15 protein-coding genes and 2 pseudogenes are annotated in these 14,563 nt (G+C 57.4%); 13 read left to right on the top strand and 4 right to left on the bottom strand.

The features are described from left to right. A partial coding sequence (locus Q0072_RS01360; RefSeq protein WP_298324645.1) for an RHS repeat-associated core domain-containing protein occupies positions 1-672 on the top strand: 672 nt, incomplete at its 5' end. 319 nt (positions 673-991) lie between these two features. Here Q0072_RS01360 and Q0072_RS01355 read toward each other — a convergent pair. From Q0072_RS01355 to Q0072_RS01340, 4 genes and pseudogenes are all read right to left on the bottom strand, one after another. Further along, positions 992-1,141: pseudogene (locus Q0072_RS01355) on the bottom strand (IS5/IS1182 family transposase); the annotation flags it as partial. A gap of 115 nt (positions 1,142-1,256) precedes the next feature. Beyond that, positions 1,257-2,335: pseudogene (locus Q0072_RS01350) on the bottom strand (IS5 family transposase). 657 nt (positions 2,336-2,992) lie between these two features. Beyond that, positions 2,993-3,145 carry a hypothetical protein gene (locus tag Q0072_RS21860; protein ID WP_366941765.1) on the bottom strand — a complete coding sequence of 51 codons (153 nt, stop codon included), beginning with the start codon at positions 3,143-3,145 and terminating at the stop codon, positions 2,993-2,995. A 161-nt stretch (positions 3,146-3,306) separates the two neighbouring features. Continuing rightward, positions 3,307-4,125, bottom strand: coding sequence for a hypothetical protein (locus Q0072_RS01340; RefSeq protein WP_298324642.1), 819 nt, complete (start codon positions 4,123-4,125; stop codon positions 3,307-3,309). Here Q0072_RS01340 and Q0072_RS01335 point away from each other — a divergent pair. From Q0072_RS01335 to Q0072_RS01280, 12 genes are all read left to right on the top strand, one after another. Further along, a complete protein-coding gene (locus tag Q0072_RS01335; protein WP_298324639.1) occupies positions 4,124-4,450 on the top strand; it encodes a hypothetical protein in 327 nt (108 codons plus the stop codon). The two genes, Q0072_RS01340 and Q0072_RS01335, sit on opposite strands and share 2 nt — an antisense overlap. After that, on the top strand, positions 4,447-5,001 hold the full coding sequence (locus Q0072_RS01330; protein WP_298324636.1) for a prepilin-type N-terminal cleavage/methylation domain-containing protein: 555 nt from the start codon (positions 4,447-4,449) through the stop codon (positions 4,999-5,001). The genes Q0072_RS01335 and Q0072_RS01330 overlap by 4 nt, the downstream gene beginning before the upstream one ends. Next, a complete protein-coding gene (locus Q0072_RS01325) occupies positions 4,998-5,774 on the top strand; it encodes a hypothetical protein (RefSeq protein WP_298324633.1) in 777 nt (258 codons plus the stop codon). Before Q0072_RS01330 ends, Q0072_RS01325 begins: the two co-directional genes overlap by 4 nt. Then, complete coding sequence (locus Q0072_RS01320; RefSeq protein WP_298324628.1) at positions 5,771-6,289, top strand: GspMb/PilO family protein; 519 nt, start codon at positions 5,771-5,773, stop codon at positions 6,287-6,289. Before Q0072_RS01325 ends, Q0072_RS01320 begins: the two co-directional genes overlap by 4 nt. Then, positions 6,280-6,738: a hypothetical protein gene (locus Q0072_RS01315; protein ID WP_298324625.1), complete on the top strand. Its 459-nt coding sequence runs from the start codon at positions 6,280-6,282 to the stop codon at positions 6,736-6,738. The genes Q0072_RS01320 and Q0072_RS01315 overlap by 10 nt, the downstream gene beginning before the upstream one ends. A gap of 59 nt (positions 6,739-6,797) precedes the next feature. After that, positions 6,798-8,618 (top strand): type II secretion system secretin GspD, encoded by a 1,821-nt coding sequence (gspD, locus tag Q0072_RS01310; RefSeq protein WP_298324622.1) that lies wholly within the window; start codon positions 6,798-6,800, stop codon positions 8,616-8,618. A gap of 16 nt (positions 8,619-8,634) precedes the next feature. Then, positions 8,635-9,249: a hypothetical protein gene (locus Q0072_RS01305; RefSeq protein ID WP_298324619.1), complete on the top strand. Its 615-nt coding sequence runs from the start codon at positions 8,635-8,637 to the stop codon at positions 9,247-9,249. Continuing rightward, a complete protein-coding gene (gene gspG, locus Q0072_RS01300) occupies positions 9,237-9,665 on the top strand; it encodes a type II secretion system major pseudopilin GspG (protein WP_298324615.1) in 429 nt (142 codons plus the stop codon). The genes Q0072_RS01305 and gspG overlap by 13 nt, the downstream gene beginning before the upstream one ends. Before the next feature lie 17 nt (positions 9,666-9,682). Further along, entirely contained in the window at positions 9,683-10,444 is a 762-nt protein-coding gene (locus Q0072_RS01295) for an A24 family peptidase (RefSeq protein ID WP_298324612.1), read from the top strand. 113 nt (positions 10,445-10,557) lie between these two features. Continuing rightward, positions 10,558-11,607 carry a hypothetical protein gene (locus tag Q0072_RS01290; protein WP_298324609.1) on the top strand — a complete coding sequence of 350 codons (1,050 nt, stop codon included), beginning with the start codon at positions 10,558-10,560 and terminating at the stop codon, positions 11,605-11,607. Beyond that, positions 11,607-13,304 (top strand): GspE/PulE family protein, encoded by a 1,698-nt coding sequence (locus tag Q0072_RS01285; protein WP_298324606.1) that lies wholly within the window; start codon positions 11,607-11,609, stop codon positions 13,302-13,304. Before Q0072_RS01290 ends, Q0072_RS01285 begins: the two co-directional genes overlap by 1 nt. Positions 13,305-13,353: 49 nt before the next feature. Continuing rightward, a complete protein-coding gene (locus Q0072_RS01280; RefSeq protein WP_298324604.1) occupies positions 13,354-14,496 on the top strand; it encodes a type II secretion system F family protein in 1,143 nt (380 codons plus the stop codon). Positions 14,497-14,563 lie beyond the last annotated feature (67 nt).

Below are 14,563 nucleotides of genomic sequence, written 5' to 3'. Positions count from 1 at the left end.
GCGGCGGACCAGACGAGCTTCTCAGGCAGCCGTTTCCGCTACACGGGTCAGACCGTGCTGCCGGAAGCGCAGCTCTACTACTACAAGGCCCGCGTCTATGACCCCATCCACGGACGCTTTTTACAAACTGACCCCATCGGCAGCGATGATGATCTGAACCTGTATGGGTACACCGCAGGGGATCCGGTGAACAAGACGGATCCAACGGGTAATTGTCCTCAATGCGTAGCTGCTGCTCCATTTTGTGTTGGCCCGCAGGCACTTGGCTGCGCTGCAGTTGGTACTGTTGCAGTTGTTGGCGGATGCGCCTTTTGGGATAAATGCCGAGACGCAGTGAGAGATACTGTCCGTGGGATTGGAGACTTAGCCGGCTCAATTATTCAAAATAATGAAGCTGATGATGAAGAGCGCGACAGAGAGGCTGCGGAAGACTATAAAGACTGCGTCAATAAGTGCCGTGATAAGTTCGTTGACGATCCCGATAGTTTGCCAGGTAGCGGTAGTGATTATGGACCTAGAATTCAGAGATGCAATCATGAGTGTCAGGAGGAAAGGAGGCGCCAGAGAGAGCAAGAGCGTGAGCAGCGTAAACGAGAAGAGCAAGAGCGCGCCCGGAACGACAATTTTAATTCGAACCTTCACATTTTATTCATTAAGAAGTTTAAATTATGAATAATTTTGATGGATTAGACAAGGATTCCGCAAAGTTGATTATTTCTAAGTGTAGTGCGTCTACACAGGCTTTAAGTGAAATCGTTGATATTCTTAGAATGACTATTTCGGAGGAGGAAAATAGAATTTTTAGGAACAATGTGTATGATATTTTTATGAAGATTAATGAGTGTGTTATTGAACCCATACACAATCTGTACCCAGATTTGAAGGCATAATGCGCGGAAAATTTGTCAAGGGCGGAGCAAAAGAGTTTTTTCGCAAACGTTGGCGTGTGCGTTAGTCTTGGTTCATTGACATTGTGAATTAGGCAGCAGACTCATAACGCTCTGATCCAGATGCGAGAGGCTACAATCTTGACAGCGGCAAGGAAGTTAAGGGGATTTTTGTCATATCGTGTGGCAATTCCCCTAAACTGCTTGAGCTTATTGAAGAAACGCTCCACCAGCTGGACGGCTCTAAAAAGCCATTTGATTTCACGGCTGCTGGCGTCATTCGAGGCGTAAGGGCGTTTGGTCCCCGGTCGTGGCCATTTGTTGGACTGATAGTGGGCCGATCTTGTCGCTTTTGTCCCCGCATCGGCGTCATGCAGGCGCAGTTCGACCTTCGAGCCAGGTCAATCTCTTCATGTTGTAGACAATGTTGGCCATGCCGATCTTGAGCCAGGCCCGTTTGATCCCGATGGTGCGGACGAACAGGTCCATCTTGTGCTTTTGAACCGCAAAGACGTGCTCAATATGAGCGCGGATTTGGGATTTGCGGCTGTTGGCTTTCAGTATGCGCTGGGCCACAGCTTTGCCCTTTGGCTTCTTGCGATGAACCTCAGACTTGAAGCCGTTGTCTTCCATGGCCTTCTCATTCTTCAATGAGCGATAGGCGGTGTCCGCCCACACCACTTTGGCTGTGTTGGTCTTATCCAGCAGATCAGGAAGGCGTGCGCCGTCGAACGCGGCTGCATCCGTCACCGTCCAGGTCCGTATCAGGCCAAACCGTCGATTCGTGCTGACGTGGTTTTTGTAACCAAAAGCCGGAATAGCCAGATCAACGGCAGGCTTGGAACCGTCCTCGCGGACCCTGGCCTTGGTATATTTGACCGTCCACCGCGCATCCCGGTCCTTCTGCCGAACCTTGGCTGGCTTGGCTTTCCAGGCAGCAGGAATAACACCTTCTTCAGATCGGCTTTTTCCTCCTGAGTATTGCGCTGCTTCGGCGCCGCCACAACCGTGGCATCGATCAATTGCCCCGACATCGCAATATAGCCCGCATCCCGGATCAGCGTGTCGAACTGCTTGAACAGGCCCTCAATCGCTCCGGCCTTGACCAGACGCTCGCGGAACAACCAGATCGTCTTGGCGTCAGGCACTTTGTCTCCGAGACCCAGGCCAAGGAAGGGCATGAAAGACAGCCGGTCATTGATGAGAAACTCAGTCCGATCGTCGCCCAGATTGTTCTGTGTCTGAATGACCAAGATCTTGGACATCATGACGGGGTCAAAGGGTGGACGGCCACCCTTGGCACCGTCACCATAACCCACAGCAGCCTGTAGCGCCGGACGAAAAGCTTCGAAATCAACAAGCCTGCCGTAGGCCTCGAGTTGGTCGCCGAGATCACTCAGCCGCTTCAGGCGATCTTCAACATCAAAAAATCCAGCCTGCCCCTTCATCGAAATCCCCGATGCAAAACCCAGATCAGTGAATCATGATCCCTCCCTCTTGACGAGGGGTTTTTAGAGCCGTCCAGCTTCGAGCAGGCAGTAGAGAAAATCCGTTGGTATGCCATGCGATGGAAGATCGAGGTCTTCCACAAGATCCTAAAATCAGGATGCCGCGCCGAGGATGCAAAATAAGGACTGCGGATCGCCTCGCGAACCTGGTCGGCGTCTTCTGCATCGTTAGTTGGCGGGTCTTTTGGTTGACTATGATTGCCAGAACCGCTCCAGACGCCTCACCCACTGTAGCTTTATCAACACCGGAAATTACAGCCCTCGACCGGCTTGTCAGCAATACAGGTAACCGCGGCGCGAAGCCGGCGACCCTCCAGTTATACCGGCAAAACTTGCCCGATTGGGAGGGTATTTAGCCAGGACGTCTGACCCGCCGCCCGGGAATGCCGTTGTATGGCGCGGCCTACGCCGCTTGGCCGATATACTGCTTGGCACTGAGATCGCCGCGGGCCAAAGTTATGGGTAATTGCAAGCCACACCGTAGGCTTACGCTTTAAGTTCTGTAACCCTTACAGAATAAGGGTTTGCGTACTTGGAACGAGAGGTTCGCGGCACGCATGTTGAGGCACGCGGCCGTTATCTCTTTGTATTTACAGTTTAATCTGCGAGGTGCGGTGGATTTAGACGATCTTGGCAGACAGCGGCAACAGTCTCTTGCAATAGCTTCACGCGCTCGGTGAGCCAGTCGAATTCTTCGTCGGTGACGGTGTAGTCGGACGAGTATCGGGCCTCGACATAGGCGCGGCGCATGCGGTCGGAGGCCTGACGGTGCAGTTTGGTCTCAGCGGGCCAGATGCCCTTGAGGCGGTCGTCCAGCGCCTCGGCCTGTGAGCACGGCAGGGTAATTCGGTGGCTCTTGGGCCTCTATGGGGCCAGCGCAACTGACTTTCAAGTCTGTAAGGTCTCGATGTCTAACGCTTGGGGAAGTTCACTTCGATTCCTGACTGCCCGTACGCCATCATGTAAGGGCCACACTGAGAGAGCGCTGTGATTGCTTGAGATTCTGATCTCAAAGCGTTGTCGGTCAGCGGCACGGTTGGATCGCGTTTGATAGCTGGCGGTTTCGCGAGATTACCGAGAGGCGAGAACGTCACTTCAAGCGTCACGGGCTGAGTGTCCTTATCGGCAATCCTCCGCCAGCACGGCTCGATTGCCTTCCAAAGGTCGTTAGGCGTTTTGCGGTCACGGCCCTCGACCTTGACCATTGAGGTCGCCGCATCGGTTTTGAGACCGTTGGCAGTTTCAGCCCCTTTTGGGGTAAACACCTCTTCTCCTAAGGCTTGTGCCAATGAACTTGCCTTGGGTTGCGCAACCGTCAGCGCGACGGCGGTATCGGCAGGCGTTGCCTCTGACATCGCTATGAATTTCTCCTCCGCTGATGTCGAGTTGGGTGTGTCCGGCGATGACATGGGAGCCGTGGCCTCCATCAGGGAGACATCCATGGCGATCTCTGAGCCTTGCATCAGATCGCCTTCGCTTCCGTCCACGCCCTCTATCGGCAGACCCTTTGAGGATGAAATGGCAAACACGTAGAGCAGGCCGAGGTGCAGGCAAACGGCCAGAAGCAGGCCAAACGCCTTCTGACCATTCTTTAACTGTGATGACCCGCCCTCAGACATGGTGATTGAATACACCAATTTGTTGAGCGGACAAAAGCCCTGAGTTATCATCCCGCTGACGTAGGGGGGTAGGGTTTTGCCGAAGAGATCAGACGACGACGGGTTTATCATGATCGATGCGGTGACGGGCGTGATGATTATCGCCCTGACGGCGGCCGTCGTTCTCACAGCCCTTGGCCTGTCGCGGAGCTATCGCCAGAGAGCCGAAACGGATCGTGCCGCGGCCACCGCGTTTTCCTACCTGATGGCGACGGTTCCCAAGACGCCGGGCACGCAAAGCGGAGAGGTGTCAGGGTTTCGTTATCAGGCGGACATATCCAAAGAACCTGTCGGCACGTTAAACGCGTGTCGGGTGACTCTGGCGCTAAAGCATGTACGGTTCAAACGCAGTTACCGCCTGAGCGGTCTGCGTCCCTGCGAAGGGACTGTGCCATGAGGTCGGGCAATGACGACGGCTTTACGCTGACCGAGGCGGTTATCGCCCTGCTGGTTATCAGTCTTTCTCTCGCGGGCGTCCTGCAACTGGCAAGACTTTCAGCTAAGGACCAAAAACGGACGGTCGAACAGGTCGTCGTGGCTAAAGCGCGCCGGGACGGTGTGCAACGTCTGCAGGCGGAGCTAAACGCCTTAGAACCCCTCTATGCCGACCAGTTTTCAGCGACGCCGCAGGGGTTAAGCTGCCTGCCCAGTGCCCAGAAGCCGTGCGAGAAAAAGCCTCCGAAAGGGTATCAGTTTCGCTATGTGGTGGCGGGTCAGGAAACATCGCAATGGCCATTGCCAGCCACTTCGGAAGAAACCTCAGGATATGCCACCAAAGAGCGATTAAACGCCTTGATTGTACTCGACAAAGAGGGCAGGGTAGCTGGCGCGATCGAGCTTAAAGTGGATCATCCCGCAGACTGTCAGTTCGACATGATCTCCCGGGCGTGCCGCAGACCGCAAGGTGGTGAAGCGCAAGCATCGCAGTCCGCGGGGGAGGGGCCTTGAACGCGCTCAATGCACAACCGGGTGAGATCAAGCCGTTTACGCGCGTGATTACGACGCCGCCGGCCTTCCCGTGGGATCAGGAGAAAGCCGCTCAGCTCGACGCGCGTCATACCTCGCCCATGGCGGGGATGAGCGGCGGCGGTCTGACGATTGTGGTGAAGCGCCTGAAGCCTTGGCGGCCGAAAGAGTCGGGTCGCTTTGCGGCCGTGTATCTGAAGGGCAATGTTCCGCCTCAGGGCCTTTCGTTTACGGTCGATGTGCAGGGCCAGCCGATAAAGGTCGAGATTGCCTCTAAGACAGCACAGGCGGCTCAGTTGCGCCAGCGGGCCTGGCTTTTGGGCGCCATCGTCGTCGTCGTATTGTCGCTAGTGCTCCAGATAGGGCTTGTCCTGAAACGTCGCGCTGAGGTCGAGGACCGCTTTGCGCAACTCCAGCCGCAGATTGAGCGGATGACGAAACTGAATGCAGGGCTGGTCAAGACCCGCCAGAATGCACAGGCGCTTTCTGAACTTGAGCTTCAGGGCCGCGATGTTCAGGGCGTGGTGAATGCGCTGCGCACCGTGACGATCTCACGTGACCCGTCTGCACGGATTGAGGCGTTCCACTGGGACCGTGGAGACTGGGCACTGGAGGTGCGGGGCGAGGCCGTGCCTTTGAAGGCGGGTTCTGTGGATTTGCAAAAGTCACCAAAACCCGTGCGACGGGGTGTCTCGCTTTGGGTCTACAGCCAGCCTCGCGCGACCACGCCCGTATCGACGGAGCGGGTCCCGTGATCAGCCTCTCCTCTAAACCCAAACGCCATACCTCCTCATTGAGCGACCTCTGGCCGGTGGGACTGGCCGCCGCGGGAATGCTGGCCGTCTCATTGGGCCTTTATGCACTTAGTGTTCCCAGCGAAGCCGAAAGGAAGCTGGCGGACATGGAAGCGCAACTCAAGTCGCTTCAGACCTCTGCACGGGCGCCGGGGGACGTTCAGGCCTTTCCGGCGGGGAGTGTCTGTGGCGGTAAGCTCTTTGCAGGTTATAAGGACCAACTGGGTCTGGCTCTGGGCGGCAGTGGCTTAGAGGTGACGGCTCTCGATATCGCCCCGCCGCAAGCGACGGATACCCGTTCACCTCTTCAGGCTTATGCGGTTTCGATCAAAGCCAGCGGACAATACGAGGCGATGGTCAATGGGCTCAATGGGCTTTCGAAGTTCCGTCCGATACTGTTTCTGGACTCAGTCTCGGTGCGCAATAAAACCGACGCGGTTGAACTCGATCTGAAGGGGCGTGTCTTTTGCCGGTAATTGATTGGGAAAAGATGGCGCTGGGGACCGCCATTGCCGCGAGCCTTGGCGGGGTCGCGGTGTTCGTGGCCGATCCGGCCCAACCTGTAAATGCACGTCTCGACCTTATCCAGTCGCAGCTTAAAGCCTTGCCGAAGGCAGGGCCCATTGCCGCCGGTGCTGCCCTTTCGGATGTCACTTTACTCAGTCAGCAGCCCATCTTTGTTATGTTAACGGGCGCGAATGCCTACAAGGAGAAGGCGGTCAAACTGATCGGAATCTCAATATCGCCCGGTCGTAGAGCCGCCCTCGTTTCGGTGGATGGTCAGCCCGCTGTTTGGATGGGTATCGGTGAAACTCGGGATGAACTGGTTCTGATCGAGGTCGGGTCCAGTGCCGTGCGCTTTGACACCCCGGTGGGTGCGCGCACGATCAGTATCAATGAGCCCGCAGCGGGCGGGGCAGGATAATGCAATTACAGTGGATGAAAGCGACAGGCCTTGCCGTCTGTCTGACAATGACATCGGGGATGCTCGTCTCACCGGTACTGGCGCAAAACACTGCGCAAGCCCGGCCTGCGGCCTTTAGCTATAACTTCAAGGACGCCGATATTGCGCAGGTCGCTGAGGAAATTCTCGGCAACGGCCTTGGTGTCAATTACCGCGTTGATCCGGGCGTCACGGGCAAGATGAGCTTCCGGATAGACCAGCGCCTGACGAAGCCTCAGCTCCTTGCGGCCTTCGAAGGTGCACTCAATGCCTATGATACGGCGATCGTGCGCGAAGGTGAGACTCTGGTGGTCAGACCCATCGCCAATGCCTCCGTGGGTGCGGCCATTAATGATGGGTCGAGCCGTCTGAGCCGTGTGGGGTATCAGGTCCGGGCGGTCCCGATTCAGTACGCTGCTGCCTCTGAAGTCGCCAAGGTGCTGGAAAGCCTGTCGCGCGAGAAACTTGTCCTCTTCAGTTCGGACAAGCTGTCGCTGATTCTTCTGGGCGGCACGGCAGATGAGATCGAAAGCGCGATGTCCTCGATCAGGCTCTTTGACCAGAGCACCTTGTCTGAGGCTCGCATCCGTTTCTTTTCGCTACGCAATGCCAGCGCGACCACGGTGGCGGGCGATCTTGAGAAGATGCTCAAGGCCTCAGGCACAGGATCGGTGACCATCGCGCCTATGAAGCGGCTCAACGGCGTGTTTGCGTTCTCGCGCTCGAAAGAGGTGCTCGATGAACTGAGTGGCTGGGTGACCCGTCTTGATGTGCCCTCGACCGATCAGGCTCTGAGTTTTCTGGTCTATCGCCCGAGAGGTGTATCGGCCGAAGCCCTGGCTCGCACTCTTAATCAACTTTTAGGTCTTAGCAGCGTGGCCAGCCGCGAAACCTCGACCAGCCGGGAAACACCGGCAGGAGAGAGTGCGACGACCGCCCCGGCGTCAGAGGCAACGAACACGAATACGGACAGCAGTATTCGTATCGTTGCGGACAAGGAGACCAATACGGTGATTGTCAGCGCCCCGGAAGCGGAACGTGTCCGCATCCAGAGCGTGCTCAACGAAGTCGATCGCGAGCCGGCTCAGGTGACGATCGAAGCGTCCATTGTCGAAGTGACGCTGAATAACGAGTTCAGTTTCGGGGTGGACTGGCAAACGATCAATGGCGCGCTCAGTCTCTCGAACTACACGACCGACTCCACGAGCCTTGCCCCGCAGGCACCCGGATTTTCTGTCAACTATCTGAGAAGCGATATCAAGGCGGCGCTCAACGCCCTTAGTTCCAAGTCCAAGGTCCGCATTGTCTCCGCCCCCAAGATGACGGCGCGGGAAAACGCCACGGCATCGCTTCAGATCGGTGATCAGGTGCCGATCGTCAAACAGAACTCCCAATCGACCAATGGCGGCAATGCCCCCATCGTTTCGACCATAGACTACCGGGACACGGGCGTGACACTGAAGGTGACCCCGCGGGTTCTGAACGACAACCGGGTGGCCATGGATGTCACGCAAGAGGTCAGCTCGGTCGCCCGGACCCAGACCTCCGGCATCGACTCACCGACCATCAAGCAGCGCAAGTTAGAGAGTAGCCTCATCATCCCAGAAGGCACCGTTGTGGCTCTGGGCGGCCTGATCAGTTCGTCGGAAAGCGATAGCGAGGGGGGAGCGCCGCTGCTGAAGGACATTCCGGGCCTCGGCAACCTCTTCAAGCAAAGGGCGCGTAACAAGGACCGTACCGAACTGATTGTGCTTATTCAGGTCACCATCCTGCGAGATCCCGCTGCGTTTAATCGGCAGTGGGAAGATTTTGGGGCGGATATTCGCGATCTGGCGGGGCGACGCCTTGCGCCGGTCCAGTGAGGGAGGGTACGCCGCCATGACAGCCCTTATTCTATGTGCGGCCTTAAGTGTCATCTGTGTAGCGATACTCGCCCTGGCGCAGCAGGATCGCAAGCGGGCTGAACGCGAACTGGTTCAGGTCGAACTGGATATCGCCATGGATGAAGCCCTTACCCGTGCTGCGGCGGAGGTGACAGCCTCAGAGGGTGAGTATGCGCTGTCTCGTGATTACACGCTGGGCGGACGTGCGGTTCAGGTGGTCGCCGAGAACGAAGCCTATAAGTGGCCGATAGATAAGGTGTCTGAAGTGTCAGAGGTGACGCTGGCGCATCGCACTAAGTCGGTGACGACGAATGACCTCAAGACCGTAAAGGACGGTCGAACGGAGCCGCGGTTTAGATGGCCAGTCAATGACTGTTTCCGGCAACTGGCATCTCCCTTTGGCTTTGGCCCGACAGACAAGGATCGACCCAGTCGTGTTAGTGGCTTTGCGAATGCCGCCAGGGATGGTCAGGTCTGGCGCCTGCGGGCGGTCTTGGGTCAAGAGGTCCGTGAGCAGCTCATCCGGTTTACTGGTGACCCGGTCAGGCCCTTTGCGGTCATACTCAATGACACCTACACCTTAAGGGAGATGCCGTCATGCGTCCTGTAAGAGATATGGAAGCCGAGGCCGGCTATACGCTGACTGAAATGCTGGTGGTCATTCTCATCATCTCGCTGATCGCGGCGGTCCTGACACCTTCGCTGCTCGGACAGTTGTCCCGCTCTCGCGCCAAGACAGCGGCGCTCCAGATCGATACGACGACAGCCGCCCTGGAAAACTACCGCGAGGACATGGGGCAATATCCGTCGTCGTCTGAGGGTTTGACGGCGCTGGTCTCAGCGCCAGCGGAAGGGGCGTGGCTGGGGCCGTATCTGAAGGACAAGAAGTCCCTTAATGACCCGTGGGGACGTCCGCTCGTGTACGCTTTGAACGCCGACGGCGTTGCGACGGTCACGTCCCTTGGAGCGGATGGCAAAGAGGGCGGTAAGGGCGTCGATCAGGATATCATTGGCACGGTTCGTTGACGAAGGGCGGACCTACAATGAGCGCTCTCACGTCAAGCCACGTCCTGCCCGATATCCCGGCACCATGTCTTGCGGCGCTTGGTGCCGTAGTGGGCCTCGTTATCGGCTCCTTTGTGACAAATACAACCATTCGCTCAACGCGCGGTGAGGCTAATCTCCTCGGGCGTTCTGTCTGCGATCACTGTCGCACGCCGCTTCGCTGGAGCGAAACGATCCCCATGGTGTCGTTTCTAATTCAAGGTGGACGCTGCCGAACGTGCAGGACTCAGATTGATCCGATCCACTTTTGGGGTGAGTTTGCGGGCGCCGTTGTGCTTGGTTTAAGTGCATCCCTGCTACCGCTGCCGCAGGCACTTGCGGTCGGGGTCTTGGGGTTTGCGTTACTCGCGCTCAGCCTTATCGATATCCAGACCTTTCGGCTACCAAATCCGTTGGTTTTTATGGTTCTCGTCTTCTCCGGTCTCTTGTCGGTTGTGCGGGGCGAGGGGGGGGCCTCCCTGTTGTGGGCAGCCGGCGTCTTTATCGTTCTCAAGGTGCTACAGTTTATTCTGCAAAGGCGATCCGGCGTTGCGGCTTTGGGTGAGGGGGATATCAAGCTGATGTCGGCTCTGGCCCTTTGGCTCGGCTCTTCGGTAGCCTATGCCTTCAGTCTGGCCAGTCTGGGCGCCTTAGTATTCATCGTCCTCACGCGCTGGAAAGGGCGTATACCATTTGGACCGTTTCTGGCGGCCGGTAGCCTTTTGACGGGGTTGGTTGTTGAAACGCGTATGTTGGTCTAGCGGATGAACGAGAATGCGAGCCGATCGCGTATGAATTGTGACATCGGTCATAGGATGGTTAGTGATTCAAATTTGCCCATGACTCAGAAGTCAAGCGGTGAAAAGGGGAGGGAATGGAAGTGTTGGATTTAACTCGGTTTTACAAGGCGCTAACTTTTATTACTTTTTTGTTGCTTTGGTCGCCAGTGCTTGCGCAGAGCGGAGCGGTCTACAGCTACGATGCTCTGGGGCGGCTGACGACGGTGGGGCAGAGTGATGGAAGCTACTCCAGTTACAGTTATGATTCAGCGGGCAATCGGACGTCCAAAGTTACCTTGACGCTTGGCAAGCTCATGCAAAGTTGGGAGGCGGAGGATTTACCTCACCGCGTGGGATTCACCGAAGATGACGGCTGGGCAGCTAACGTTAGTACAGCCTCAGATTACATGACGTTTGGCCCCTACAGTCCGAGCGTTCCGCCCGGCGACCGCGTGGGCGTATGGCGAATGCTGATCGATAACAACACCGCCGATGATGCCACCATAGTAAAACTTGAGGTGTATGATTTTACTGCTCGTCAGGTTTTAGCTACACGTGTTGTTCGTCGAAACGAGTTTGCGGGCTCATGGCAGTATCAGCATTTTTATGTGCCCTTTTCGATGGATGCGAGCCGGGTCGGTCATCAGATTGAATTGACAACCCTCTATTTGTTTGGCGCCCATGTGCGCGTTGACCGCGTGGGTGTTAGCAGCGATGCCCAAAGTGGTCCAGAATTAGGGGACGGCTGGTCTCATTCCTGGGAGGCTGAAAACCTTCCGCATAATACTGGGTTCGCCGAAGGAGACGGTTGGGCGGCAAGCGTCAATTCGCCGCCGGGGCACATGGTATTCGGCCCCTACGTTAACGTCGCTGCAGGCTCCCGGACGGCGGTTTGGCGGATCTTGCTTGATAACACTACGGCAGATAATCGGGGCATTGTGCGGCTCGATGTTTACGATGCAACGACAAATGAAGTCATTCGCGAAGTGACGCTCTTTCGTAGTGCATTTCCTTCGGCCTGGACGTACGAATACTTCGGCCTCCCGTTTGTCGTGGGCCCTGAGCGTGCCGGGCATCTCTTTGAGTTCAGGACATTCTACATGGGTTGGTCTCACGCCCGTGTGGATAAGATAGGCCTGAAATAATGAACGACAGCTGGGATTTTTCCGAAACGGAGGCCTTTGCGACCTTTCAGCGTGATGATGTCCTCGATCATCTTCTGGCGTCGGGACGTTTAAGCGTTGAGGCGATATCGAGAGCGGAAGCTGTGGCGAGGCGCTCCTCTCAGCCTGTCGAGCTTGTGCTCAACCAACTCGGTCAGTTGTCGGACGACGATCTTGCCGAGGCCTATTCGGCAGTCACGGGGTATCGGGTCTGGGACGCACAAAATGAACCCTCCGAGATAGAGCCCGAAACACTCGGACTGGGGCCGGAGTTTCTGCGTAAGGTCAGGGCCGTGCCCTTGCGTCTTGAGGAGGATGTGCTCGTCTGCGCGGTCTGCGACCCGTTTGACGCGGAGATGCGCGCGGGATTGGGGTTTGCCACCGGAAGGGAACTGCGCTTTCTGATCGCGCGGGTGATGGATTGGCGAACCGCTTTCGATGTGCGGGCCGAGGGGCCGTCACCAGAGTTCGATGAACGTCGCATCGAACGCGATCTGGCACTGGTAGAAGACGCCAGCGTCGAAGGGCAGGCTGTAGAACTCGTCAATACGGCCTTTGCTGCCGCTGTGGATCGTGGCGCTTCGGATATTCACTTCGAACCCAGAAGGCATGACCTGTTGATACGTCTGCGTGTCGATGGCCATCTGATTGACCTGATGACCGCCTCCAGCGATCTTTCTGCGCCTGTCGTCTCGCGCATCAAGGTGCTGTCGAACCTGAATGTCGGTGAGCGTAGGCTCCCTCAGGACGGACGGGCCTCCTTCGTCAATGCCGGCCGCGCGGTTGATGTGCGGGTTGCGACCGCGCCCACCGTGTTTGGTGAAGCGGCCGTCTTGCGTCTTCTGGACCGGGCGCAGGCACCTCAGGATATTGCATCACTGGCCCTGCCAGAAACTGTCACAGCGCTTCTTGAACGCGCCGTCCGAACGCCACATGGGCTGTTTCTGGTCACCGGTCCTACGGGATCGGGCAAGACGACGACGCTGTACGCCCTTCTGGCCGCATTTAAGGGCTCCGGAAAGAAAATCCTCAGTGTCGAAGACCCCGTCGAGCGGCATTTTGAACATGTCTCGCAAACCCAGGTTCAGAGCCAGATCGGTCTGACCTTCGCCGCTTGCTTGCGGGCGTTCCTCCGACACGATCCGGATGTTATCCTTGTGGGCGAAATCCGTGACGCCGAAACCGCGGCCGTGGCGGTTCAGGCGGCCATGACGGGGCACCTCGTGCTCGCTTCCGTACATGCCAATACGGCATTGGCCGTTGCCCCGCGTTTGAACGATATGGGGGTCGAGCCCTATCAGCTTGCCGCCTCGCTCAAAGGCGTAATGGCGCAACGGCTGGTGCGCCGACTGTGCGGGGCCTGTAAAACGGAAGATAAACCTTCTGAGGCCCTCGCTGCCTATGCGGAGCGTCTGGGACGGCAAGCCCCAGCTCGAGTATTCCGGCCGGTCGGGTGCCCGCGTTGTCGGGGACAGGGCTATAGCGGGCGTCTGGTGCTGGCTGAAGGCCTCTGGGCCGATGATCTCTTCCTCGCCCGTGTAGGTGAGGGGGCCAGTCTCGATGTCCTGAAAACCTACGGGCGGACGCTCGGCCTGCGTACCATGACGGACGAGGGATTTGATCTGATCTGTCAGGGCGAAACGACGCTTGAAGATGTGTTGACGGTGACGGATGACTAGCCGCTATCGTTACAGGGCTATGAGCCTCTCTGGGCGTGTCGCAAAGGGTATGATCGATGCCCGTGACGAAGCCGATGCGTTTGCCAGATTGCGGGCTCAGCAACTTCAGCCCCTCAAACTCACACCCTACGCCGCAACCAAGCCATTGGCAGGTGGCGCGTTTCTCTCCGTCTTTCGTAACAAACCCGCAGACCTTGAGGCGCTGCTGACCAATCTCAGCGTGCTTTTGCGTACAGGGGCGGATATCCGCACGGCTCTGGGCATTCTGGATGATGAAGGCAAGGGGCTGAAGGCTGCGGCGGGTAAGATCCTGAGCGGATCGACGATTGAAGCGGCCCTGACCCCTTTGTTCCCGGCAGGGCAGGCGCATCTTGGCGCTTTGATCGCGGCGGGCGAGGCGAGGGGGGATTTGCCTTCAGGGCTGGAGGCCGCCGCAAAGGTATTGGCGGCCCGGCGCCTCATCCGGCAGCAACTGATTGAAGCGCTGAGTTATCCGGCCTTTGTTTTTGTCACGGCGGTGGCCGCTCTTACCGTCATTCTGCTTGTAGTGGTGCCGGCCATTGCGCCGCTTCTTGATGAGACCGGACAATCCGTGCCGGTGTATTTCCAGATAATCGTTTGGCTGAGCGAGGCTTTGCAATGGGGCTGGGGGTATCTGTCTATAGCCCTGCTTCTCCTCTGCCTTGGCACCCTTCTGGCCTACCGCTACGGTGGGCTAAGACGTGTTGTTGATCAGTGGTGGCTGGATGGGCCTATGGGGCCCATCGTACGGGGGCTTGTCTATGGTGGTTTTGCACGGGGCTTAGGTGACACACTGTCAGGTGGTGCGGCGATTACCGAAGCCATCCGCCTCAGCCAGCGAAGCGTTGGCTCGGAGGTTGCCCGACAGCGCATAGACGGAGTCGTTCAGGCGGTCCGTCAGGGCCGCCGGCTGAGTGAGGCTCTGCGACAGGTGCCGGGATTCCCGAAAGCCATTCTCAAACTCTGCGAGGTTGGCGAAACCTCCGGTCAACTGGGGCCCATGCTGGGTCGCGCCGGTGAGCGTAGCGAGGCGGAGGCCTTGGAACGGATATCCAAACTGTCCAAAATCCTCGGGCCAGTGCTTATTCTGGGTCTGGGTCTGATGATCGGTGCGCTGATGGGCGGCGTACTGACGGCACTCACGCAGATAGGGAGTGTGGCAGGTGCTTAGCGCCTGAGGGTAGAAATTGGCTCTTGCCAAAGGTGCTATTTGCATGGTTACCTCCTGAGGTAAATCG

The organism is Asticcacaulis sp. (assembly GCF_027484505.1).
Taxonomy (GTDB): domain Bacteria; phylum Pseudomonadota; class Alphaproteobacteria; order Caulobacterales; family Caulobacteraceae; genus Asticcacaulis.
The sequence above is the reverse complement of the archived record's forward strand: the minus strand, read 5'-3'. Positions and strand labels throughout refer to the sequence as shown.